The 23,213-nt window shown below is 68.7% G+C and carries 23 protein-coding genes and 1 other RNA gene; 8 read left to right on the top strand and 16 right to left on the bottom strand.

Annotated elements, in window-relative coordinates; genetic code table 11:
* From VNT59_RS18160 to VNT59_RS18120, 9 genes are all read right to left on the bottom strand, one after another.
* On the bottom strand, nt 1-629 hold a 629-nt coding region (locus tag VNT59_RS18160; RefSeq protein ID WP_325500710.1), incomplete at its 3' end, for a response regulator.
* A 28-nt stretch (nt 630-657) separates the two neighbouring features.
* Nucleotides 658-1,734: a nitrogen regulation protein NR(II) gene (gene glnL, locus VNT59_RS18155; protein ID WP_325500708.1), complete on the bottom strand. Its 1,077-nt coding sequence runs from the start codon at nt 1,732-1,734 to the stop codon at nt 658-660.
* Between the two features lie 4 nt (nt 1,735-1,738).
* Nucleotides 1,739-2,230 (bottom strand): hypothetical protein, encoded by a 492-nt coding sequence (locus VNT59_RS18150; RefSeq protein ID WP_325500706.1) that lies wholly within the window; start codon nt 2,228-2,230, stop codon nt 1,739-1,741.
* A gap of 172 nt (nt 2,231-2,402) precedes the next feature.
* Nucleotides 2,403-3,824 (bottom strand): type I glutamate--ammonia ligase, encoded by a 1,422-nt coding sequence (gene glnA / locus VNT59_RS18145; RefSeq protein WP_325500704.1) that lies wholly within the window; start codon nt 3,822-3,824, stop codon nt 2,403-2,405.
* Nucleotides 3,825-4,022: 198 nt separating this feature from the next.
* The gene (locus tag VNT59_RS18140; RefSeq protein WP_325500702.1) at nt 4,023-4,847 is read right to left on the bottom strand and encodes a competence/damage-inducible protein A; all 825 of its coding nucleotides are present in this window, start codon (nt 4,845-4,847) and stop codon (nt 4,023-4,025) included.
* On the bottom strand, nt 4,822-5,676 hold the full coding sequence (locus tag VNT59_RS18135; RefSeq protein ID WP_325500700.1) for an EI24 domain-containing protein: 855 nt from the start codon (nt 5,674-5,676) through the stop codon (nt 4,822-4,824). The genes VNT59_RS18140 and VNT59_RS18135 overlap by 26 nt, the downstream gene beginning before the upstream one ends.
* Nucleotides 5,677-5,697: 21 nt before the next feature.
* Nucleotides 5,698-6,684 (bottom strand): sterol desaturase family protein, encoded by a 987-nt coding sequence (locus VNT59_RS18130; protein ID WP_325500698.1) that lies wholly within the window; start codon nt 6,682-6,684, stop codon nt 5,698-5,700.
* 1 nt (nt 6,685) lies between these two features.
* Nucleotides 6,686-7,498 carry a polysaccharide deacetylase family protein gene (locus VNT59_RS18125; protein ID WP_325500696.1) on the bottom strand — a complete coding sequence of 271 codons (813 nt, stop codon included), beginning with the start codon at nt 7,496-7,498 and terminating at the stop codon, nt 6,686-6,688.
* Nucleotides 7,464-8,414: a YncE family protein gene (locus VNT59_RS18120; RefSeq protein WP_325500713.1), complete on the bottom strand. Its 951-nt coding sequence runs from the start codon at nt 8,412-8,414 to the stop codon at nt 7,464-7,466. Before VNT59_RS18120 ends, VNT59_RS18125 begins: the two co-directional genes overlap by 35 nt.
* Nucleotides 8,415-8,517: 103 nt before the next feature.
* Here VNT59_RS18120 and VNT59_RS18115 point away from each other — a divergent pair, with 103 nt between their 5' ends.
* Entirely contained in the window at nt 8,518-9,288 is a 771-nt protein-coding gene (locus VNT59_RS18115) for an alpha/beta hydrolase (protein ID WP_325500694.1), read from the top strand.
* Here the strand turns inward: VNT59_RS18115 and VNT59_RS18110 are convergent.
* Nucleotides 9,285-10,007, bottom strand: a complete 723-nt coding sequence (locus VNT59_RS18110) for a 16S rRNA pseudouridine(516) synthase (protein ID WP_325500692.1) — start codon at nt 10,005-10,007, stop codon at nt 9,285-9,287. The two genes, VNT59_RS18115 and VNT59_RS18110, sit on opposite strands and share 4 nt — an antisense overlap.
* A gap of 29 nt (nt 10,008-10,036) precedes the next feature.
* Between VNT59_RS18110 and VNT59_RS18105 the strand changes: the two genes are divergently transcribed.
* Nucleotides 10,037-10,522 carry a surface-adhesin E family protein gene (locus VNT59_RS18105; protein ID WP_325500690.1) on the top strand — a complete coding sequence of 162 codons (486 nt, stop codon included), beginning with the start codon at nt 10,037-10,039 and terminating at the stop codon, nt 10,520-10,522.
* 11 nt (nt 10,523-10,533) lie between these two features.
* On the opposite strand, the gene VNT59_RS18100 is transcribed toward VNT59_RS18105, so the two are convergent.
* Complete coding sequence (locus tag VNT59_RS18100) at nt 10,534-10,785, bottom strand: hypothetical protein (RefSeq protein WP_325500688.1); 252 nt, start codon at nt 10,783-10,785, stop codon at nt 10,534-10,536.
* A 156-nt stretch (nt 10,786-10,941) separates the two neighbouring features.
* On the opposite strand from VNT59_RS18100, the gene dmeF reads away from it, so the two are divergent.
* Nucleotides 10,942-11,907: a CDF family Co(II)/Ni(II) efflux transporter DmeF gene (gene dmeF, locus VNT59_RS18095; protein ID WP_325500686.1), complete on the top strand. Its 966-nt coding sequence runs from the start codon at nt 10,942-10,944 to the stop codon at nt 11,905-11,907.
* 97 nt (nt 11,908-12,004) lie between these two features.
* On the opposite strand, the gene VNT59_RS18090 is transcribed toward dmeF, so the two are convergent.
* The 5 genes from VNT59_RS18090 to ompA all read right to left on the bottom strand — a co-directional run bounded on the left by VNT59_RS18090 (nt 12,005) and on the right by ompA (nt 15,746).
* Entirely contained in the window at nt 12,005-13,009 is a 1,005-nt protein-coding gene (locus VNT59_RS18090; RefSeq protein WP_325500684.1) for a carbohydrate-binding domain-containing protein, read from the bottom strand.
* 157 nt (nt 13,010-13,166) lie between these two features.
* Nucleotides 13,167-13,552, bottom strand: a transfer-messenger RNA (tmRNA) gene (gene ssrA, locus VNT59_RS18085).
* 11 nt (nt 13,553-13,563) lie between these two features.
* Nucleotides 13,564-14,238 (bottom strand): HAD-IA family hydrolase, encoded by a 675-nt coding sequence (locus tag VNT59_RS18080; protein WP_325500682.1) that lies wholly within the window; start codon nt 14,236-14,238, stop codon nt 13,564-13,566.
* Nucleotides 14,238-14,945, bottom strand: a complete 708-nt coding sequence (gene ubiG / locus VNT59_RS18075; protein ID WP_325500680.1) for a bifunctional 2-polyprenyl-6-hydroxyphenol methylase/3-demethylubiquinol 3-O-methyltransferase UbiG — start codon at nt 14,943-14,945, stop codon at nt 14,238-14,240. The genes VNT59_RS18080 and ubiG overlap by 1 nt, the downstream gene beginning before the upstream one ends.
* 120 nt (nt 14,946-15,065) lie before the next feature.
* A complete protein-coding gene (gene ompA / locus VNT59_RS18070; protein ID WP_325500711.1) occupies nt 15,066-15,746 on the bottom strand; it encodes an outer membrane protein OmpA in 681 nt (226 codons plus the stop codon).
* A gap of 233 nt (nt 15,747-15,979) precedes the next feature.
* On the opposite strand from ompA, the gene gyrA reads away from it, so the two are divergent.
* From gyrA to VNT59_RS18045, 5 genes are all read left to right on the top strand, one after another.
* A complete protein-coding gene (gene gyrA, locus VNT59_RS18065) occupies nt 15,980-18,616 on the top strand; it encodes a DNA gyrase subunit A (protein WP_325500678.1) in 2,637 nt (878 codons plus the stop codon).
* Nucleotides 18,616-19,698, top strand: a complete 1,083-nt coding sequence (pheA, locus tag VNT59_RS18060; RefSeq protein ID WP_325500676.1) for a prephenate dehydratase — start codon at nt 18,616-18,618, stop codon at nt 19,696-19,698. The genes gyrA and pheA overlap by 1 nt, the downstream gene beginning before the upstream one ends.
* A 60-nt stretch (nt 19,699-19,758) precedes the next feature.
* A complete protein-coding gene (locus VNT59_RS18055; RefSeq protein WP_325500674.1) occupies nt 19,759-20,631 on the top strand; it encodes a prephenate dehydrogenase in 873 nt (290 codons plus the stop codon).
* 51 nt (nt 20,632-20,682) lie between these two features.
* Nucleotides 20,683-22,698 (top strand): bifunctional 3-phosphoshikimate 1-carboxyvinyltransferase/cytidylate kinase, encoded by a 2,016-nt coding sequence (locus VNT59_RS18050; RefSeq protein ID WP_325500672.1) that lies wholly within the window; start codon nt 20,683-20,685, stop codon nt 22,696-22,698.
* Nucleotides 22,699-22,869: 171 nt separating this feature from the next.
* The coding region (locus VNT59_RS18045) for a S1 RNA-binding domain-containing protein (RefSeq protein WP_325500670.1) at nt 22,870-23,213 on the top strand (344 nt) is incomplete at its 3' end.

The following is a 23,213-nucleotide window of genomic DNA, read 5'->3' as shown; positions in this document are numbered from 1 at the left end:
TGGCCGAACAGCTCAGACTCCAGCAAGTCCTTGGGTATCGCCGCCGTGTTAAGCGCGATGAACGGCTCGCTCGCGCGCGGGCTGTGCTTGTGCAGCGCGCGCGCCACCAGTTCCTTGCCGCTGCCCGATTCGCCGGTGATCAGCACCGTCACGTTGCTCTGCGACAGCCGGCCGATGGCCCGGAACACGTCCTGCATCGCCGGCGCCTGGCCCAGCATCTCGGGCGCGGCGGCCATGCGCTCCTCGGCCACCTGCTCGCGCTGGCTTTCCTGCACCGCGCGGCGGATCAGCTCCACGGCCCTGGGCACGTCGAACGGCTTGGGCAGGTATTCGAAGGCGCCTCCCTGGAACGCCGAGACCGCGCTGTCCAGGTCGGAGTACGCGGTCATGACGATCACCGGCAGCGCCGGCTGCTTCTCGCGCACCTGGGCCAGCAGATCGAGCCCCGAGCCGCCCGGCATGCGGATGTCGCTGACCAGCACCTGCGGGCCCTCGTCGCCCGCCTCCAGCGCCTGCAGCACGTCGCGCGCGCTGGTGAAGCTGCGCGTGGGCAGGTCCTCCCGCAGGAGCGCCTTCTCCAGCACGAAGCGGATGGATTGGTCATCGTCAACGATCCAGATCGGCTTCATGCCACGGTTCTCCCAGTTCACGTTCGCTTCACGGCAGCGGGATCAGGATCCTGAAATCCGTCCGCCCCGGCACGCTGTCGCATTCGATCAGGCCATGATGCTGCTGCACGAAGGTCTGCGCCAGCGTCAATCCGAGCCCCGACCCGTCCTCGCGCCCCGAGACCAGCGGAAAGAAGATCCGGTCCCGGATCGCCTCCGGCACGCCCGGCCCGTTGTCGATGACATGCAATTCCAGTGCCAGCCGGTAGCGCTGCTTGCCGAAGGTCACCTGGCGCGCCACCCGGGTGCGCAGCACCAGCTGTGCGTCGCCGGCCGCGATGCGCTCGGCCAGCGCCTGGCAGGCGTTGTGCGCCACGTTCAGCACCGCCTGGATCAGCTGCTCGCGGTCGCCGCGGAACTCGGGAATCGAGGTGTCGTAGTCGCGCACCACCTGCAGGCCGCGCGGAAACTCCGCCAGCACCAGCGAGCGCACGCGCTCGCACACCTCGTGGATGTTGACGTCGCCCACCACGTGCGGCTTGCGGTGCGGCGCCAGCAGCCGGTCGACCAGCGTCTGCAGGCGGTCGGCTTCGTGGATGATGACCCGCGTGTATTCCTTCAGGTCGCGCGAGTCGACTTCCATCTCGAGCAGCTGCGCCGCGCCGCGGATGCCGCCCAGCGGATTCTTGATCTCGTGGGCGAGGTTGCGGATCAGCTCCTTGTTGGCCTGGGCCTGGTCCAGCAGCCGCTCCTCGCGGTCCTGCTTGGCCTGCGCCTCCAGCGGCAGCAGTTCGACGACGAACTCGCCGGGCCGGTCGGTCTGGGCCACCACCACGTGCACCGGCAGCGGCTCGCCGCCACCGGCGCGCAGCAGCCAGGCGTCGTAGCGCAGGGCCGCGAACTCGTTGCTGTGCGCGCCTTCCAGCGCATTGCGCAGCAGGTGGGGCTGGGTGAAGGCCTTGCTGAGATCCGAAGCGAGGATAGTGCGCCGGGAACTGCCGAGGGCGTCTTCGAGCGCCGAGTTGGCGAACAGCACGCGGCCGTCGGCACCGACCACCGCGACCAGGGTGGCCAGCAGGTCCAGCGACTGGAATCGGGCGAGGTGGGGCGGCGCCGTGGGGTTCAAGCCCTCATTTTGCGGCAGGCAGGCGGGCGAGTTCGCGCTTGATGCCCGCGATGTCGTTCTCGTTGCGGGCGATGTTCGCCTTGAGTTCCGCGACCCGGTCCAGGTACTTCTGGTAGTTGCGGTGCTCGGGACCGAGCTTTTCCGGCTCGCCGTTGTTGTATTCCTTGACCAGCTCGCTCTGGCGGGCCTCGGCCTTCTTCAGTTCGGCCTCGAGGATGGCGCGCGCTTCGCTGTCGCGGGCCCGCTGCGCCTCGCCGTCGATGCGCTGGCTGGCGCTGGTCTGCGGCGCCGTGGCCACCCGGGTCGCGCTCGTGCCCTGCACCTTGGTGCCTTCGACCACGGTGATGTTGCCGCCTTCCATCGGCTTGCAGCCCTTGAGCTGCGCTTCGGCCGCATTGTTGGTGTAGGTGTTGCCGCACCGCCAGATGCGGGTCTGGCCGGAGGCGCTGGCCGCGGCGGCGGCGACCGCGAGCGCGATCAGGATTCGGTACTTCATGGGCTGGGCTCTCCTCGCGCCGGGCCGGCGCAGGACGGTCTTGCAGTATCGCGCAACTCTTCAGAACCACCAAGCAAGTGGTTGATTCCAAAAAGAAAAGGACGGCGCAAGCCGTCCTTTTTTCACACCCGCGGCGGCCCCGAAGGGGGGCCGGCCCGGGCTGCCTGCCCGCTCAGATCGAGTAGTACATGTCGAATTCGATCGGGTGCGTCGTCATGCGGAAGCGGGTGACTTCCTGCATCTTCAGCTCGATGTAGGCATCGATCATGGTGTCGCTGAACACGCCGCCCTTGGTCAGGAAGCCGCGCTCGCGATCGAGGTAGTCCAGCGCCTGGTCGAGGCTGTGGCACACGGTCGGGATCTTCGCGTCCTCTTCCGGCGGCAGGTGGTACAGGTCCTTGGTGGCCGCCTCGCCCGGGTGGATCTTGTTCTCGATGCCGTCCAGGCCGGCCATCAGCATGGCCGCGAAGCCCAGGTACGGGTTGCAGGTCGGGTCCGGGAAGCGCACCTCGATCCGGCGGCCCTTCGGGTTCGCCACGTACGGAATGCGCACCGAGGCCGAGCGGTTGCGGGCGGAGTACGCCAGCTTGACGGGCGCCTCGAAGCCAGGCACCAGGCGCTTGTAGCTGTTGGTGCCGGGGTTGGTGATGGCGTTCAGCGCGCGCGCATGCTTGATGATGCCGCCGATGTAGTACAGCGCGAAGTCGGACAGGCCGGCATAGCCGTCGCCGGCGAACAGGTTCTTGCCGTCCTTCCACACCGACTGGTGCACGTGCATGCCGGAGCCGTTGTCGCCGACGACCGGCTTGGGCATGAAGGTCGCCGTCTTGCCGTAGGCGTTGGCGACGTTCTGGATCACGTACTTCATCAGGATGGTCCAGTCGGCACGCTGCACCAGCGTGCTGAACCGGGTGCCGATCTCGTTCTGGCCGGCGCCCGCGACCTCGTGGTGGAACACTTCGACCGGGATGCCCAGCTGCTCGAGGATCAGCGACATCTCGGCGCGCATGTCCTGCGTGCTGTCGACCGGGGGCACCGGGAAGTAGCCGCCCTTGGTGGTGGGACGGTGGCCCTTGTTGCCGCCTTCGATCTTCTTGCCGGTGTTCCAGGGCGCCTCGTACTCGTCGATCTCGACGAAGCAGCCGGAGGGGCCGGCGTCCCAGCGCACGTCGTCGAAGATGAAGAACTCGGGTTCCGGTCCGAAGAAGGCGGTGTCGCCCAGGCCGGAGGCCTTCAGGTAGGCCTCGGCGCGCTTGGCGATCGAGCGCGGGTCGCGGTCATAGGCCTTGCCCTCGCCCGGCTCCAGCACGTCGCAGGACATGAAGAGCGTCGTTTCCTCGAAGAAGGGGTCGATGTTGGCCGTGTTGGGGTCCGGCATGAGCAGCATGTCGGAAGCTTCGATGCCCTTCCAGCCAGCCACCGAGGAACCGTCGAACGCGTGGCCCGAGGCGAACTTGTCCTCGTCGAAATGCGAGACGGGCACGGTGACGTGTTGTTCCTTGCCGCGGGTGTCCGTGAAGCGGAAGTCGACGAACTTGACTTCGTTTTCCTTCACCATCTTCATGACGTCGGCGACGGTCTTGGCTGCTGCCATCAGTTTCTCCTAGGGGGTTCAGAATGTGAGCGGAAGCTGGAATGCACGTTCTGTGCCAAAGCTGGTGCATGGCGCCGCCGCTGAGCCCGGGGATTGTCCCGCATCTTTGGTGCATTTCGCGCCCCGCGCGGCGCGGTTTCGGATGAGCGGCGCACCGTCATTGTGCACAAATCGTGCACCTCGACAGTGCGCACCCGGTCAGCGCACCAGTTCGGGGCCGAGCTTCACGCCCAGCGCCTGCAGGCCGGCCACCAGCTGACGGTAGGCCGGCTCGACGACCGCCGGATCGCCCTTGACGCCCAGGTCGATATGGCGGCCGTACTCCGGGTGGTCGACGCTCGGCAGGCTGAAGACCTTGACCCCCGGGTGATCGCGCTCGACCTGCTCCATCAGCGGCGTCAGCGTGGCCTCCATCGAGCCGAACACGATCACCGACTTCTCGACGCAGGGCCGGCGGTGGAACAGCTCGCGGTAGTGCCGGTCCAGCACCCATTCCATCATCGGCCAAGCCATCACCGGAAAGCCCGGCACGAAGTGGACGTCGCCGACGCTGAAGCCGGGGATCTTGTTGTAGGGATTCGGGATGATGGCGGCCCCGCGCGGGAACACGCCCATGTTCAGGCGGTGGATGTTGTCGGCACGATCGGGCTCGTAGGCCAGGCCCTGCTCCCGCGCGACGTCCTGCATCCGCTCCCGGATCAGGGCCTCGGCCTGCGGATGCAGCTCGAGCGGCAGGCCCAGCGCCTGCGCCGCGCATTGCCGCGTGTGGTCGTCCGGCGTGGCGCCGATGCCGCCGCAGGAAAACACGACGTCGCCGCCGGCGAAGGCGCGCCCCAGGGTGGCGGTGATCCGCGCCGGCTGGTCGCCGACGTATTCGGCCCAGGCGAGCTGCAGGCCGCGGGCGGCCAGCAGCTCGATCAGCTTGGGCATGTGCTTGTCGGCGCGCTTGCCCGAGAGGATCTCGTCGCCGACGATGATCAGGCCGATGGAGCGCGGTTCAGGCGGCTGGCTGGTTTGCGTCATCCGCGAATGCTACCGGCCCCGGCGGCGGCGCGGGCGGCGCGGCCCGCAGCTGCTCCAGCGCCGCCAGGCAGTAATGGGCGAACCAGAGCGAGGCGAAGGCGAACACCAGCGTGTAGATCCAGATCGCCACCGGCACCAGGATGACGAACGCGGCGGCAAACAGCGCCCCCGAGGCCCAGACCACGCTCGGGGCGGCGCCCAGGTAGCCGGTCAGCACGCCGATGCCGAGCAGCCAGAGGCGATGCCGGCGGAAGATCGCGCGCCGCTCGTCGGGGCTGGCGTGGTCGGCCAGCGCGTCGAACGCCATCACCCGGTAGGTCAGCCAGCCCCAGATCAGGGGCGGCAGCAGCAGGATCAGCGGCGGCACCAGCCACAGCGGCAGCGACACGATCAGCGCCAGCAGGGCCAGCAAGGTGGAGCCGAGGGACCAGCCGAGGCTCAGCAGCAGCGAGCCGCCGTGCTTGCGTTCCAGCTGTGGAAAGCGGCGGCGGGCCACCAGCCGGGCCAGCGCCGGCCCCATCAGCGCGGCGACCAGCAGCAGCGAGGCCAGCACGATCAGCGGCGTGAGCGCGAAGATCACGACCAGCGGCGCGACGACCGTCTTGAGGCTGCCCGCGCCCATGCTTTCCAGCCAGCCCCAGACGGCGCGCAGCAGGTTGGAGGACTCGAGCCAGGTGCGCACCCAGTCGATCGCACCGTCCCAGAAGAAATAGCCCAGCCCCAGCGACAGCGCCACCATGATCGCGAGCGGCAACAGCGACAGCGCGACCACCCGCGGATGCAGGCAGTAGCCCGCCGCGCGCCAGAGCGAATCGAGAAAGAGGTTCATGGGGCCAGCATAGCGCCGCCGCTACGCGGCGCCGACCAGCCGCTTCAACCCGAGCCACTGCTGGCGCCAGAAGCCGCGCCCGTAGTCGCGGCCCTGCTCCACCTGGTCGCGCACGCCGGTGGGGTCCCAGCGCCGCTCGAAATTGGCGGTGCCGAACAGCATGTCCCACCAGGGCAGCAGCACGCCGAAGTTGTGGCCGCCCAGCGCCGGACTGCGGCCCTGGATCAGGGCCGGCTGCGGCCAGCCCGCGTTCTCGTGGCCGACGCCGACACTGTGGTGCAGCCGGTGGAAGCGCGGGCTGACCCACAGCCGCTCCCCGATCCGGCCGAACCAGAGCCGCACGTTGGCGTGCTGCAGGCTCTCGCTGAGCTGCGTGATCGCCACCAGCGCGACGAACTGCCCGGGCGCCACGCCGATCACCTGCGCCAGCACGACCAGCAGCGTGTCGCGCAGCAGGTCGTCCAGCAGGTGGTTGCGGTTGTCGCTCCACATCGTCAGCTGCCGCTGCGCGTGGTGCAGCGAATGGAGCTGCCACCACCATTCGATCCGGTGCTGCGTGCGGTGCAGCCAGTATTCGACGAAGTCGAACACCACCAGGTACAGGGCGAAGCTCACCAGCGGCACCTCGGTGACGCCCGGCCACAGCTGGTCGAGATGGAAGGTCCTGAAGCCGGCCACCCGCAGGGCGCCGAAGGCGGCATCGGTGAAGGGCTGGACCAGAAAGAACAGCCCGACCCGGAACAGGCCGAGGCGGTGAATCAGCGTGTACAGGACGTCGGTGCGTACCGCGGCGCGGTCGGTCATCGGCTCCACCGGCCGCCAGCGCTGCAGCGGGCCGATGATCGCGACCAGCACGGCGATCTGCAGCAGGCCGACCAGCAGCCAGCCGGAGGCGGCATAGCCGTCCTCCAGGAACTGGCCCAGGCCGACGCGGAACATGAGCGGCTCGATCAGCCACTCGAACAGCCACTGCTGCGCCGACGAGAACAGTTGGTCCAGCTGCTCCACGTCAACGCCCCTGCGCGATCCAGTCGCGCCACGCCGGGTGCTCGCGCAGGGTGCGGAAGCAAAAGCCCTTCTCCTTCAGTCCGGCCAGCAAGGGCTCGAGCACCGCCGGGGCCCAGGCGTCGCGGCGCGACCAGATCCCCAGGTGCGCCAGCAGGATGTCGCCGCTGCGCACGTCGCGCAGCGCCTTCGCCAGGAGCGACTGGTTGCTGACGGTGTCGGGCAGTTCGTCGCCCAGGAACCCCGCCGGCGACCAGCCGACGTGGCGGAAGCCGCAGCCTTGCGCCGCGGCCAGCAACCTGGGCGAAGTCTTGCCGCCGGGCGCGCGGAACAGCGGCAGCGGCGCCTTGCCGGTGATCTCCTGCAGCCGCCGGGCGGCGCGCTCGATCTCCTGGCAGTACTGCTGCGCGCTCCATGTGAGCTCGCGGCCCTGGTCGGGACCGGCGGACGGCCGGACCCGGAAGCGCTGCGGATCGCCCGCGACATCGCCGCGCCAGTAGACGTGGTCCCAGGTGTGGGACGCGAACTCGTGGCCTTCGGCGGCGCGGGCGCGCCACCAGCCGGCCCACTCGCTGCCCAGGCTGCCATCCCCGGTCTTGGTCCGCTCGTTGGCGGCAAAGAAGGTGACCCGCACCTGCTGGCGCGCGAGCACCTCCGCGACGAGCGGCGCCACCGCCATGTGGCCGGTGTCGAACGTCAGGTACAGCGGCTTGTCGCACGGCTGCGGCTCGGCCGCCGTGGCCACGGCGACCGCCAGCGCCAGCAGCGCCCCGCCCAGCCCCTTAGCGGGGAGCGTGATCCAGCGTCCAGACGCCATGGGGAGACTTGCCGACCTTGATCTGCCGCACGACCTTGCGGCTGGCGGTGTCGATGAGCGTGAGCTTCCTGGCCCAGCGCGAGCTCACCAGCAGGGTCTTGCCGCCCGCCAGCACGTCGATGCAGTCGGGACCGCCGGGGGCCGGATAGGTATCCACGAGGGTGAGGGCCTGCAGGTCGATCTTGCCGATGGTGTTGGCCACGCGGTTGCTGACGAACACGTGCTTGCCGTCGCCCGCGGAACGGAACGCGTGGGCGCCGGCGCCGGTCTTGATCGCCTTGGCCAGCCGGGGCTGGGCGCCGCTGATATCGTAGACCTCGACCGAGTCGCCGCCGGTCATGCCCAGCAGCAGCGACTTGCCGTCGGGGGTGCCGAAGACATCGGCCGGCATCGGGCCGGTCTTGACGCGCCACTTCAGCGTCTGGGTCGGCAGGTCGATCGCCCACAGCTCGTCGCTGTCCTGCATGGTGACGAACGCCGTGGTGCTGCGGCTGTCGATCCAGATGTGGCTGGGCGTGCGGGCCGTCGGCAGGCGCTGGGCGAGCTTGAGCTCGCTGCCGTCCCAGCGGTACACGTCCACGTGGTTGAGGCGGTTGCCGGCGACCACGAACCACCTCATGTCCGGCGAGAACCGCAGGTGGTAGGGATCGGCGATGCCGCGCACGGTGCGCTGGATCTCCGCCGTCCTGGGGTCGATGAAGGTCAGCGAGTCCGCCAGCGCGTTGGCCACGATGACCGATTTCTCGTCCGGCGTCATGTACAGGTGGTGCGGCTCCTTGCCGGTCGGCAGCCGCTTGGTCTCGGTCCAGCCGGCCGGATCGATGACGCTCACGCTCGCGTCGAGGGAATTCAGGACGAAGACCGGGGCGGCCGAGGCGGCGGCGCTCCACGTCGCGGCAGCAAGGCACAGGGCCAGCCAGCCGCTCGCGCGGGGGGAAAGGTATTTCACGGAACAGCTTGCTTCAGGGACAACGTGGCAGAGTATCGGGCCGGGCAGACGTTCCCTTACGATTCGCGCGATGGAAAAAATCGTGGTGAACGGCGCGGGCATCGAGGTTCAACGTCTGGCGCCCGCCGGCGGAGGACGGCGTGCCCCAATTATTTTTTTGCACGAGGGGCTGGGATCGGTCGCCATGTGGCGCGACTGGCCGGCCCAGGTCTGCGCCGCCACCGGCCGTCCCGGAATCGTCTATTCGCGCCGCGGCTACGGCCAGTCCGATCCGATCGCGGACGTCCGCGGCGCGGGCCGGCTGGGGCCCGATTACATGCACCGCGAGGCCGAGGACTGGCTGCCCAAGCTGCTGGTCGCGCTCGGGATCGAGGCGCCGGTCCTGCTGGGCCACTCGGACGGCGGGACCATCGCCCTGCTCCACGCCAGCCGCCACCCGGTGGCCGCCTGCGTCGTGCTGGCGCCCCACGTCATCGTGGAGGACTGCTCGGTGAACGCCATCGAGGCGGCGCGGCTGGCGTACCGGTCGAACGGCCTGCGCGAACGGTTGCAGCGTTACCACGCCGATGTGGATTGCGCCTTCTGGCAGTGGAACGACATCTGGCTCAGTCCGGTGTTTCGGGACTTCGACATCCGCGAGGACTGCCGCCGCATCGCCGCGCCGCTGCTCGCGATCCAGGGCGACAGCGACCCCTACGGCACGCTGCGCCAGATCGAGGAGATCGAGCCGCGGGGGCCATACGAGAAACGGGTGCTCGCGGACTGCGGGCACTCGCCCCATCGCGACCAGCCCGCGCAGACCACGCAGGCGGTGGCGGCGTTCCTGCGGGATCGCCCCTAAGCGGCCAGCGCCGCCAGGTCCGCCGCTGCCAGCCAGCGCCAGTGGCCCGGCGCCAGGTCGGGCGGCAGCACCAGGCCGCCGATCCGGGACCGGTGCAGCGCCTCGACGCGGTTGCCCACCGCCGCCACCATCCGCTTGACCTGGTGGTACTTGCCCCCGGTGAGCGTCAGCCGCAGCCGGCACTCGCCGGTCGCCTCGCAGGCCGCCGCGCGCACCGGCTGCGGATCGTCTTCCAGCACCACGCCGGCCAGCAGCCGCTCGATCTGCGAGGCGCCGACCGGATGGCGGGTCGTCACCTCGTAGACCTTGGGCACGTGCCGCCGCGGCGAGTTCATGCGGTGGATGAATTGCCCGTCGTCGGTCAGCAGCAGCAGTCCTGTGGTGTCCTGGTCGAGCCGGCCGACGGCCTGCACGCCCGGCGCGCTGCCCTTCTGCGGCCGCTGGCGCAAGGGCGCCGGCAGCAAGGTGTAGACGCTCGGGTAGGCCGACGGCTTGCGCGAGCACTCGGTGCCGGCCGGCTTGTGCAGCATCAGGTAGGCCCTGTCCTGGAACGGCCACTCGACGCCATCGACCACGAAGCGCAGACCGCCGGTGTCGAACTCGGCCGCCGGGTCGGTGACCAGGCCGCCGCGGACCTGCACGTGGCCCTGCTGGATCAATCCGGCGCAGATCCGGCGCGTCCCGAAGCCCTGGGTGAACAGAATGTCCTGCAACTGCATGCCCCCGAGTATCGCCGCGGGCACGCCGCTTGCCCCGCAACACCATGGCGGCGGTGCGCCGCGGGGACGGCAGCGTGGGCATGCGGGCGAATTCGATCGTGACGGCGGCGGGCCTGCTGCTGGCGGGCGCCTGCGGCGCCGTGCAGTGGTTTGCCGTCGGCGGGCCGCGCGACGCCCCGGGGCGGCCGCTGGTCGAAGTGGACCTGGAAACGATCGGGCCCAGCGAAAGCGACCAGGCCGTGATCCGCGTGAGCTATGACGGCGTGCAGACCGACGACAGCGGCGTCGGCTTCCGCTCCTTCGTCGGCACGGCGCGATTCGACTGCCGCAACCAGACGATCACGCTGACCAGCGCCGCCTATTACCGCCTGCCGCAAGGCGGCGGGGCCCGCCTCGGGTCGGTGAGCGCCGGCCATGCTGCCGGCATGCCGCCGGCACTGCTGCGCAGCATTCCGGCCGCCGACCGGCAGGCGCTGCTGCGCGCCACCTGCGCGACGCGACCGCCGGCTTCGTAGGCGCGGCCGTCCTACCGCGCCGAAGCCACGGCGGCCAGCCGCCGCTCCAGCGGCGACAGCTGCACGCCGACGCGATGCAACTGCTCGTACAGCCGCTGGCGCTGCCCGACGTCACGCTCGGCGGCGATCCGCGCGCGGATCGCGTTGCGCTCCGACTGCAGTTGCGCCAGCCGATCAGTCAGGGCGCCGGCTTGCTGAGCCGGCAGCTCCGGCTTGGCGGCCGGTTGGGTGGGATCGAAGTTCCAGGCCGACGGCGGCACCACGGCACAGCCCGACGCCAGGGCGGCGAACGAAAGAACGACGGCAAATCGCAGGGCATGCTTTCCACAGGAACGCGGCAGGCCATGGTAGCGCCGCGGGCCGGGCGGCACAGCGCGCTACCATCGGCAGTCCCGCACTTGATGCCGCCTTTGCACCGAATGCACACCGACGACCTGTCCGACTGGATGCATGACCACGCGTTCCACCAGGGCAGCGCCGCAGCCGAACGCGGGACCCGCATCGTGCTGTGGATCACGGCGGTGACGATGGTCATCGAGATCGCCGCCGGGTGGTGGTTCAACTCCATGGCGCTGACGGCCGACGGCTGGCACATGAGTTCGCACGCGGTCGCGATCGGGCTCAGCGTGCTGGCCTATGCCACCGCCCGGCGCTATGCGACCGACCCCCGGTTCGCCTTCGGAACCTGGAAGGTCGAGGTGCTGGGCGGTTTCGCGAGCGCGATCTTCCTGCTGGGCGTGGCCGGCATGATGGCGTTCGGCTCGGTCGAGCGCCTGATGGCGCCGCAGGTCGTCCAGTTCCGCGAAGCGCTGGTGGTCGCCGTCGCGGGCCTCCTGGTGAACCTCGTGTGCGCCCTGATCCTGGGGCAGGCGCATCACCACGACCACGACCACGGGCACGGCCATGCGCACGGCCACGGCGCGCATCACGACCTCAACCTGAAGTCCGCCTACGTGCACGTGATCACCGACGCGGCCACCTCGGTGCTGGCCATCGCGGCGCTGGCCGGTGGCTGGCTCTATGGCTGGTCCTGGCTCGACCCGCTGATGGGCATCGTCGGCGCGGCGGTCGTCGCCGTCTGGGCAAAGGGCCTGATCGTCGACACGGCCAAGGTGCTGCTCGATCGCGAAATGGACCACCCGGTGGTCGACGAGATCCGCGACGCGATCGAGGCCGGCAGCGACGACCGGGTCGCCGACCTGCACGTCTGGCGGGTCGGCAAGCAGGTCTACTCGTGCGCCGTGACGGTCGTCACGCGCGACTGCGCGCGCACGCCGGACGACGTGCGCCGGCGGCTCGCCGTGCACGAGGAGATCGTCCACTCGACGATCGAGGTCCAGGTCTGTCCGCGGACACCGGTGCAGGCCGGGCCGGACCCGGCCTGACAAGAAAAAAGCCCAGCACGGGGCTGGGCAGGCTTGGATGGAGAGCTCTCGCGAGCCGGCTGACGGCCCCGGCCCGCTGTGTCGTACCGGACGTACGTCAGACGTAGTCGATGCCGGCCTGCATCACGCCGACCAGGTGGGCCGCGTTGTAGCTGGTGTCGGCCGCCATGACGGCCAGCGCCGCCTTGGTGGTCCGGCCGGCATCGAGGTCGGCGATGAAGCCGCTCACGTCACCGGTATAGCCCAGGTTCTGGGCGACGGTGTGCACGAAGTCGGCGTTCGAGAACGAACCGGCGCGCTGCTGGAACTGGCTGGTGTTCACGGCCAGGTCGGCCAACTGGGTCCCGCTGCGGCCCTGGTCCGCCAGGTTCAGCCCGACGCCGACGTATTCCTTGACCGAGAGATAGCTCTCGCCGAACAGCGCGCCGATCAGCTTGGCCACGCCCCCGGCGTTGCCGTTCATGTCCAGCGCGTGCTTCATGTTGCTGAACTGCAGGCGTTCGACGTTGACGACGGTGTCGACTTCGGCGCCGTGGGTGACGGTCCAGTTCGAGGGATGGCTGATCGTGTATTCGCCCCGGGCGCCGGCATACACCAGCGTGTCCAGGCCCGCCAGGCCGTCGATGCTGTCGCTGGTGGCCACGCTCGTCGAGGCGGCGGCGCTCGTCACGGTCGCGCCGGAGAAGGTGAGCGTGCCGCCCCACACCATGTCCGCCTGCCCGGCCACCGTGTCGAAATAGGCGCCGTTCTGGGTTCGGTCGTAGCTGGCCGTGGTCGGGTCCAGGGCGACCCCGTTCAGGCTGACGCTCTTGATGTACAGATTGCGGTCGCCGCTGTTCCAGTCGGTCTGCGAGTCGTTGGTGTACTGGATCGCGACGCTGGTGGCGTTGGTGGGCACCGGCACCGTCACCGTCTGCGTCGCCCCCGTGGCGTTGTTGGCGGTCACCGAGATGTTGCTCTGCGCGGCCACCCCGTTCACGAGGATGTTGATGCTCGGCCACACGCCCCCGTCGGCCGACGTGCCGGCCAGGACCAGCACGAGCGATCCGCTGCCGCCCGGATTCTGGAGGACGTCGTTGCCGTTGGTGCCAGTGATAATCATGAGTTCGCCTTTCGTGAGTGTGACCCGGGACGGGTCGAGCCAAGGATGAAAGGCACTCTAGTCACGCCGCCTCGGCCCAGCCATAGCGCGTTCGGACTACCAGCGGCGCAGCAAAGGAAAAGGCCGGCACGTCGTGAACGTGCCGGCCTTCGTTGAATGGTGGAGCTGGCGGGAATTGAACCCGCGTCCGCAAGTCTTCTTCGTACAGTTCTACATGTGTAGCCGTCTGTTTGAGTCTCGCCTCCTGAAGCGCGCAGCGGCACGCTCTCCAGGACGCCAGTCACCTATTGTCTCGTCCCGCGCCAAGTGACCCGACGCAGGACCAGCCTATGTAAGTATCTTTGCAGCCGGGAGCCCCTCGCTTGCGCTCAAGACCCCTTGCCCAGCCCATAGGCCTGCTGTTGCAAAGCTCACCGGCAATTAAGCGGCGAGTGCGAAACGTTCGTCGTTTGCAGTTAGTTTGTTTGAATCAGTTTTACGAGCACATTCAGCTCGACATGCCCTGCCACGCGTCCGAACCCACGTCGAAACCAGTGCAGCCCCAGACACCTATTTTAGGCCCGCGTCCCCGTTTTCAAGAGCGCCAGCAAATCAAGCGGGTCTGCGACATGGGCATGGGCCCCCCAGCGGGTGCAGTCGCCGTTGCCGCCGAGGTAGCCGTAGGCCGCTGCGACCGTGTGCATCCCAGCCGCGTGGCCCGCGATCACGTCCCGCTCGTCGTCTCCCACGTACACGCAACGGCCGGGCTGGATGCCGAGCTGCCGCGCCGCCTCCAGCAGGGGCGCCGGATGCGGCTTGGCATGGGGGGTGCTGTCCCCGCCGACGATGGCCGAGGCGCTGGCGAAGAGCTTCAGCCGCCGCGTCAGCGGACCCGTGAACCGCATCGACTTGTTGGTGACCACGCCCCAGGCGAGGCCCAGGCCCAGCAGTTCGTCGATCAGCTGCGGCACCCCGGCGAACGCGAAGGTCCGCTCGGTCATGCACGACTCGTAGTTGACGAAGAATTCCTCGCGTAGTTCCTCGAAGCCGGGGTCGCCCGGCTTGACGCCGAACGCCACGCCCAGCAGTCCGCGGGCGCCTGCGCCGCAGACCGGGCGATAGTGCTCGAACGGCAGCGAGGCCAGGCCGCGCCTGGTCCGCATGCGGTCGGCCGCCGCGGCGAGGTCGGGCGCGCTGTCGATCAACGTGCCGTCGAGGTCGAACAGCACGGCCTGCACGTTGGGAAACATCAGACCTTCCGGGTGGCGAACAGGTAATTGACGCTGGTGTCGCCGGAGAGCCAGTACCGCCGGGTAAGCGGGTTGTATTCCATGCCCCGCGTGTGCACCAGTTCGAGCCCCGAGCCGCGGCAAAAGCCAGCCAGCTCGCTCGGGCGCACGAACTTCATGTATTCGTGCGTGCCCTTGGGCAGCAGGTTCAGCACGTACTCCGCGCCCACGATGGCCATGAGGAAGGCCTTGGAGTTGCGGTTGATGGTCGAAAAGAACGCCCAACCGCCGGGCTTCACCAGGGCGGCGCAGGCACGCACCACCGAGCTGGGGTCGGGCACGTGCTCCAGCATCTCCATGCACGTGACCACGTCGAAGCCGCCCGCTTGTTCCGCGGCCAGGCTTTCGACGCTCACCTCGCGATACTCCACGCCGGTGGTGCCGGCTTCCAGTGCATGCAGCTGAGCCACCTTCAGCGCCTTGCCCGACAGGTCGATGCCGAGCACGCTGGCGCCCTTGCGCGCGGCCGCGTCGGCGAGGATGCCGCCCCCGCATCCGACGTCCAGCACGCGCTTGCCAGCCAGCGGCACGTGCGACTGGATCCAGTCGAGCCGCAGCGGGTTGATCTGATGCAGCGGCCGGAACTCGCTCTCGGGATCCCACCAGCGATGGGCGAGGTCGGAGAACTTGGCCAGTTCGGCCGGATCGGCATTGACGGTTTCGGTCATGGCGGTATTTTCCGGCATAAGGCGCCTCGCGCGCTCAGCTTCGATCAAAGAGGCTGCAGCGGCGACGAGCGCCAAAAGAAAAGCCGCCCGAAGGCGGCTTTGCTGCGATCCCCGCAAGGATTACTTGTTGGCGCGGGTGCCGACCACTTCGATTTCCACGCGGCGGTTCTTGGCGCGGCCTTCGGCGGTCTTGTTGTCGGCAACGGGCTGCTTCTCGCCCTTGCCTTCGGTGTAGACGCGGTTCTTCTCGATGCCCTTGGACACCAGATAGGCCTTCACGGCCTCGGCGCGGCGCACCGACAGCTTCTGGTTGTAGGCATCGGTGCCCACCGAGTCGGTGTGGCCGACGGCGATGATCACTTCCAGGTTGATGCCCTTGACCTTGCCGACCAGATCGTCCAGCTTGGCCTTGCCTTCGGGCTTGAGCACCGACTTGTCGAAGTCGAAGAAGGCGTCGGCGGCGTACGTCACCTTGGTGGCGGCGGGCGGCTGCGGAGCCGGAGCGGGCGCCGGCGGCTTGGCGGCCGGGGCCGGAGCGGCAGCCGGGGCGGGAGCGGGGGCCGGAGCAGCGGCGGGAACCAGGGCGCCATCGCAGCCCTTGGCGGCGGTGGCAGGCGTCCAGTTGGCATCGCGCCAGCACAGTTCGTTCGTGCCGTTCTTCCAGACGATCTCACCGGAGCCATTGACCCAGTTGTCGATGCGATTGCCATTGTCGGCGGCGGTCACGCGGGTCTGAGCACCCGCGGCTGTTGCCAGCGCAGCCACGGCAAACAGCAGCGCCACTTTGTTCAGTTTCTTCATGGTTCTCCTCTTGAGGGGAAAAAGCCGCAGCCCCGCTGCGTAAATACTACGTTTAAGGTGACCATCACCAAAAGCGTCAAACTTATTGTGCCACACGTCCTTACACAATCAACCTTGGGGTGTCCAGAGCCACGTAGGACAAAACCTCATTCCGGGCTTCTGTTGCTGGGCCGCGACAAGCTTGACGGCAACGTAAAATCAAAGGCTTCGCGCGCCGCGCAGCCCCTGCCCTCATGACCCAATTCGCCAAAGAAACCCTGCCCATCAGCCTCGAAGAGGAGATGCGGCGCAGTTACCTCGATTACGCGATGAGCGTGATCGTCGGGCGCGCGCTGCCCGATGCGCGGGACGGGCTCAAGCCCGTGCACCGCCGCGTGCTGTACGCGATGCACGAGCTGAACAACGACTGGAACCGGCCGTACAAGAAGTCGGCCCGTATCGTCGGCGACGTCATCGGTAAGTACCACCCGCACGGCGACCAGTCGGTGTACGACACGATCGTGCGGCTGGCGCAGGACTTCTCGATGCGCCACATGCTGGTGGACGGCCAGGGCAACTTCGGCTCGGTCGACGGCGACAACGCCGCGGCCATGCGGTACACCGAAATCCGCCTGGCCAAGATCGCGCACGAGATGCTGGCCGACATCGACAAGGAAACGGTCGACTTCGGCCCCAACTACGACGGCAGCGAGAAGGAACCGCTGGTGCTGCCGTCGCGCCTGCCCAACCTGCTGGTCAACGGCTCCGGCGGCATCGCCGTGGGCATGGCCACCAACATCCCGCCTCACAACCTCAACGAGGTGGTCGACGCCTGCCTGCATCTGCTGCGCAATCCCGAGGCCACCATCGACGAGCTGATGGAGATCGTGCCGGCGCCCGACTTCCCCACGGCCGGCATCATCTACGGCATCAACGGCGTGAAGGAAGGCTATCGCACCGGCCGCGGCAAGGTGGTGATGCGCGCCAAGTGCCACTTCGAGGACATCGACCGCGGCCAGCGCCAGGCGATCATCGTCGACGAGCTGCCCTACCAGGTCAACAAGAAGACGCTGCAGGAGCGGATGGCCGAACTGGTCAACGAGAAGAAGCTCGAAGGCATCAGCCACATCCAGGACGAGAGCGACAAGTCGGGCATGCGGCTGGTGATCGAGCTCAAGCGCGGCGAAGTCCCGGAAGTCGTGCTGAACAACCTGTATAAGCAGACCCAGCTGCAGGACACCTTCGGCATCAACATGGTGGCGCTGATCGACGGCCAGCCGCGGCTGTGCAGCCTGAAGGATCTGATCCAGGTCTTCCTGCAGCATCGGCGCGAGGTCGTCACGCGGCGCACCGTGTTCAACCTGCGCAAGGCGCGCGAGCGCGGCCACGTGCTCGAGGGCCTGGCGGTGGCGCTGGCCAACATCGACGAGTTCATCCGCATCATCCGCGAGTCCCCCACCCCGCCGGTCGCCAAGACCGAGCTGATGAGCCGCTCGTGGGACAGCCAGCTGGTGCGCGAGATGCTCACCCGCACGCGCGCCGACGGCGGCGTGATCAATGCCGACGACTACCGGCCGGAGGGGCTCGAGCGCGAATACGGCATGCAGGCCGGCGGCCTCTATCGCCTGTCGGACACGCAGGCCCAGGAAATCCTGCAGATGCGGCTGCAGCGCCTGACCGGCCTGGAGCAGGACAAGATCGTCGCCGAGTACAAGGAAGTGATGGCCGAGATCGAGGACCTGCTCGACATCCTGGCCAAGCCGGAACGGGTCTCCGCGATCATCACCGACGAGCTGACGGCGCTGAAGAACGAGTTCGGCCTGACCAAGCTCGGCGCCCGGCGCAGCGTCGTCGAACTGAACGCGCAGGACCTCGCGACCGAGGACCTGATCACGCCCACCGACATGGTGGTGACGCTCTCGCACGCCGGCTACATCAAGAGCCAGCCGCTGTCCGAATACCGCGCCCAGAAGCGCGGCGGCCGCGGCAAGCAGGCGACGACGACCAAGGAAGACGACTGGATCGACCAGCTCTTCATCGCCAACACCCACGACTACATCCTGTGCTTCTCCAACCGCGGCCGGCTCTACTGGCTCAAGGTATGGGAGGTGCCGGCCGGCTCGCGCGGCTCCCGCGGGCGCCCGATCGTCAACATGTTCCCGCTGCAGGAAGGCGAGAAGATCAACGTGGTGCTGCCGCTCACCGGCGAGTTCCGCAGCTTCCCCGCCGATCATTACGTGTTCATGGCGACCTCGATGGGCACCGTCAAGAAGACGACGCTCGACGAATTCAGCAATCCGCGCAAGCTCGGCATCATCGCCGTCGACCTCGACGAGGGCGACTACCTGATCGGCGCGGCGCTGACCGACGGCAAGCATGACGTCATGCTGTTCTCCGACGGCGGCAAGGCCGTGCGCTTCGACGAGAACGACGTGCGGCCGACCGGCCGCAACACGCGCGGCGTGCGCGGCATGGCGCTCGACGAGGGCCAGGGCGTGATCGCGATGCTGGTGGCGGAGGACGAGCAGCAGAGCGTGCTGACGGCCACGGCCAACGGCTACGGCAAGCGCACGCCGATCACCGAGTACACGCGCCACGGTCGCGGCACCAAGGGGATGATCGCGATCCAGCAGAGCGAGCGCAACGGCAAGGTGGTGGCCGCCACGCTGGTGCACCAGGACGACGAGATCATGCTGATCACCGACCGCGGGGTGCTGGTGCGTACCCGCGTCAGCGAAATCCGCGAGCTCGGCCGCGCCACCCAGGGCGTGACGCTGATCGGCCTGGACGAAGGCTCCAAGCTCAGCGGCCTGCAGCGGATCGTGGAAAACGATGCCAACCCCGCCGAGGGCGACGCCGCCGAAGCGGCCGGCGGCGAGGACCCGCGCTGATGCCGCACACCCTGGGCGAGCTGCGCGTCGAGATCGACGCGGTCGACCGCCAGCTGCTGCAGTTGCTCAACCGGCGGGCCGCGCTCGCCAACGAGGTGGGCGAGATCAAGCGCGCCGAAGGCTCGCCGGTGTTCCGGCCCGAGCGCGAGGCGCAGGTGATCAACAACCTCGAGCAGGCCAATCCGGGTCCGCTCAAGAACGCGAACGTCGCCACGATCTGGCGCGAGATCATGTCCGCCTGCCGCGCCCTGGAGGCGCCGCAGCGCGTGGCCTACCTCGGCCCGGCCGGCACCTTCAGCGAACAGGCCGCCGTGCATTTCTTCGGCTCGAGCATCGAGCACGTGCCGTGCGTGAGCCTGGACGAGGTCTTCCAGGCCGCCACCGCCGGCACCGCCGATTTCGGCGTGGTGCCGGTCGAAAACAACAGCGAAGGTGTCGTCACCCGGGTCCTCGACCTGCTGCTGCAGTCGCCGGTGCACATCATCGGCGAGACCAGCCTGCTGGTGCGCCACCACCTGCTGCGCACCGAGAACTCGACGGCAGGCATCGAAGTGGTGCTGGCGCACCCGCAGGCGCTGGCGCAGTGTCAGAACTGGCTCAACAAGCATCTGCCGAACGCCGAGCGCCGCGCCGTCTCCAGCAACGCCGAAGGGGCGCGGCTGGCGGCCGGGCATGCGGGCTGGGCCGCGATCGCCAGCGAGCGCGCCGGCAGCACCTTCGGGTTGCATGTCGCGGCGCATGCGATCCAGGACGATCCGTTCAACCGCACGCGCTTCGCCGTGATCTGCCTGCCCCAGGTGCTGGAGGCGCCGCAGGCCTCCGGCCGCGATTGCGTGAGCCTGGTGGTATCGGTGCCGAACCGGCCCGGCGCCGTGCACGACATCCTGGTGCCGCTCAAGCAGCACGGCGTGTCGATGACGCGATTCGAATCGCGGCCGGCGCGCTCCGGCCAGTGGGAGTACTACTTCTTCATCGACGTCGCGGGCCATCCGTCGCAGCCGCATGTCGCGGCGGCCCTGGCCGACCTGCGCGCGCTGTGCGCCTTCTACAAGGTGCTGGGCACCTACCCGGTGGGCGACTGATGCGCCACACCGCTGCCCTCGCCTGCCGCGGCCGCGCGGCCTCACCAACGGGAATTCTTCATGTTTGAGCAGCTGGGTCTCATCGGATGCGGCCTGATGGGCGGCTCGTTCGCGCTCGCCCTCAAGCGCGCCGGGCTGGTCAAGCGCGTCGTGGGCTACAGCAAGTCGCCGTCCACGACCGAGCGGGCGCGCCAGCTCGGCGTGATCGACGTGGAGGCGCCGTCGGCGCTGCTGGCGGTCTCCGGCGCCGACATCGTGCTGCTGGCCGTTCCGGTGGCGGCCACCGAGGCCACCCTCAAGGCCATCCGGCACCTGGTCACGCACAAGACCTTGATCATGGACGTCGGCTCGACCAAGCGCGACGTGGTCGACGCCGCGCGGCGGGTGCTGCGCGACCACGTGAGCTCGTTCGTGCCCTGCCATCCGGTCACCGGCAAGGAGGTCGCCGGTGTCGAGCACGCCGATGCCGATCTGTACAGCGGCAAGCAGCTGATCGTGACGCCGATCGACCGCACCGCGCCCGAGAAGGTGCAGAAGGCCATCGAACTGTGGGAGGCCATCGGCTGCCACGTGCAGCGCATGACTCCGGAAGCGCACGACGCCGCCTTCGCCGCCGTGAGCCACCTGCCGCACCTGATCGCCTTCGCGCTGATGCAGTCGATCACGTCGCAGCGCAACGGCAGCGACTTCCTGGCGCTGGCCGGCCCCGGGTTTCGCGACTTCACCCGCATCGCCGCGAGCGATCCCAAGATGTGGCGCGACATCCTGCTGGCCAACCGCCAGGAGCTGGTCGAACAGTGCAACCTCTTCCAGCGGACGCTGCAGGCGCTGGAGCTCATGGTCGAGACCGGCAACGGCGACGGCCTGGAAGAAGTCATCGGCAAGGCAAGCGAGGCCCGTGCCGGCTGGCGCATGGGGCCGGGCCGCAAGTGACGCTGGCATGATGGGAGCCTTTCCGGTTCCCGCCGCCGACCGCCGCCGCCGATGTACGCCACCGCTTTCCTGGACCTTCCTTCGCTCGAGCGCGCCCGCGGGACCGTGCATCTCCCGGGTTCCAAGAGCATTTCCAACCGCGTGCTGCTGCTGGCCGCCCTGAGCGCCGGCACCACCCGCATCCTGGACCTGCTCGATTCCGACGATACGCGGGTGATGCTCGACGCGCTGCGGGCGCTCGGCTGCAGCGTCGTGCACGACGGTCCGGCGCTGGAAGTGACCGGCCTGGGCGGCGCCGCCCCCGCTTCGCACGCTCGCCTGTTTCTCGGCAACGCGGGCACCGCCATGCGGCCGCTGACGGCCGCGCTGGCCGTGCTCGGCGGCGACTTCGAACTGAGCGGCGTGCCCCGCATGCACGAGCGGCCGATCGGCGACCTGGTCGACGCGCTGCGCCGGCTGGGCTGCGACATCCGCTACCTCGGCAACGAAGGGTACCCGCCGCTGCGCATCGGCCGGCCCGCCCTGCGTCTGGACGCGCCGATCCAGGTGCGCGGCGATGTGTCCAGCCAGTTCCTGACGGCGCTGCTGATGGCGCTGCCGCTGGTGGCCACGCGCGACATCGCGATCGAGGTGGTGGGCGAGCTGATCTCCAAGCCATACATCGAGATCACGCTCAACCTGCTGCAGCGCTTCGGGATCGCGGTGCGGCGCGAAGGCTGGCAGCGGTTCGTGATCCCGGCCGGCAGCCGCTACCAGTCGCCGGGCGAGGTGCATGTGGAAGCCGATGCCTCGTCGGCCAGTTACTTCCTGGCGCTGGGCGCGCTGGCCGCGACCGCGCCGGCCGGCGTGCGCGTGCTGGGGGTGGGCGAGGACTCGATCCAGGGCGACATCCGCTTCGTCGATGCCCTGCGGCTGATGGGCGCCGCCGTTCGCGGCGGGCCGAACTGGCTCGAGGTGGCGCGCGGCGCGTGGCCGTTGCGCTCGCTGGACCTCGACTGCAACCACATCCCCGACGCCGCGATGACGCTGGCGCTGCTGGCGCTGTACGGCGACGGCCCGAGCACGCTGCGCAACATCGCCAGCTGGCGGGTCAAGGAGACCGACCGGCTGGCCGCCATGGCGGTCGAACTGCGCAAGCTCGGCGCGGCCGTCGACGAGGGCGCCGACTCGATCACGATCACGCCGCCGGCACGCTGGCGCCCGGCGGCGATCCACACCTACGACGACCACCGGGTCGCCATGTGCTTCGCGCTGGCCGCCTTCAATCCGGACGGCGTGCCGGTGCGCATCGAGGACCCTGCCTGCGTCGCCAAGACCTTTCCGGACTACTTCGAGGCCCTGTTCTCGGTGGTCGAGACCAGCGCCCCCAAGATCCCGGTGATCTGCGTCGACGGTCCGACGGCCTCCGGCAAGGGCACCCTCGCCTCCCAGGTGGCCCAGCGGCTCGGCTACCACTATCTCGACTCGGGGGCGCTGTACCGGATCGCCGCCTTCGCCGCCCGCCGGGCCGGGCTGGACCTGGACCCGGCGCACGAGCCGGCCATCGCCAGGCTCTGCGCAACCCTGCCGGTACGGTTCCTGGGAGCCGAGATCCTGCTGGGCGAGCAGGACGTCACCGAGGCGATCCGCACGGAACAGGCCGGGATGGACGCCTCCCGGGTCTCGGCGTTGCCAGCCGTGCGCGCCGCCCTGGTCGCCTTGCAGCAGGGCTTTCGCCGGCTGCCCGGGCTGGTGGCGGACGGCCGCGACATGGGCACCGTCATCTTTCCCGACGCCGGGCTCAAGGTCTATCTCACGGCGAGCGCCGCACAGCGCGCCGCGCGGCGGCATAAGCAATTGATTTCAAAAGGGATTCCCGTTACAATCGACGTTCTTCGCGCAGACCTGGAGGCGCGCGACGCGCGCGACGCCTCGCGCGCGGTGGCGCCTCTGAAGCCGGCCGAAGACGCCCTCCTGCTGGACAACTCGAACCACTCGATCGAAGCATCGGTGGCCCAGGTGCTCCAGTGGTGGGACGAGCGACAGCCGTTCGGCTCCGGCCGGCCGGCTGCAGGCGGGCAGCAGTAGCTCCGTCCACAGGCCCGCACGGCTCCTCTCGCGCGTCAGCGCCCAGGCCGTGCGGATCGTCAACGTAACCCGCGGTCCCAAGCCGCACAAACCGCCGTCCCAGTCATAGAAACAGCCGCGCGCGATCCTGCATTGGCGGCTGGAAACCTGTGCGACGAGCAAGGAAACCGAATGTCTGAATCTTTTGCCGACCTGTTTGAAGAATCGCTGCAGCGCGCGGAAATGCGCGCCGGCGAGGTGATTACCGCCGAAGTCGTGCGGATCGAACACAACTTCGTCGTCGTCAACGCCGGCCTCAAGTCCGAAGCCTACGTGCCGATCGACGAGTTCAAGAACGACAAGGGCGAAATCGAAGTCCAGGTTGGCGACTTCGTGTCGGTGGCCATCGACGCCATCGAAAACGGCTACGGCGACACCATCCTGTCGCGCGACAAGGCTAAGCGCCTTGCCTCCTGGCTCTCGCTGGAAAAAGCGATGGAATCGGGCGAACTCGTCACCGGTACCATCAACGGCAA

The sequence above is a fragment of the Ramlibacter sp. genome, from assembly GCF_035554825.1.
Classification (GTDB): domain Bacteria; phylum Pseudomonadota; class Gammaproteobacteria; order Burkholderiales; family Burkholderiaceae_C; genus Ramlibacter.
The sequence above is the reverse complement of the archived record's forward strand: the minus strand, read 5'-3'. Positions and strand labels throughout refer to the sequence as shown.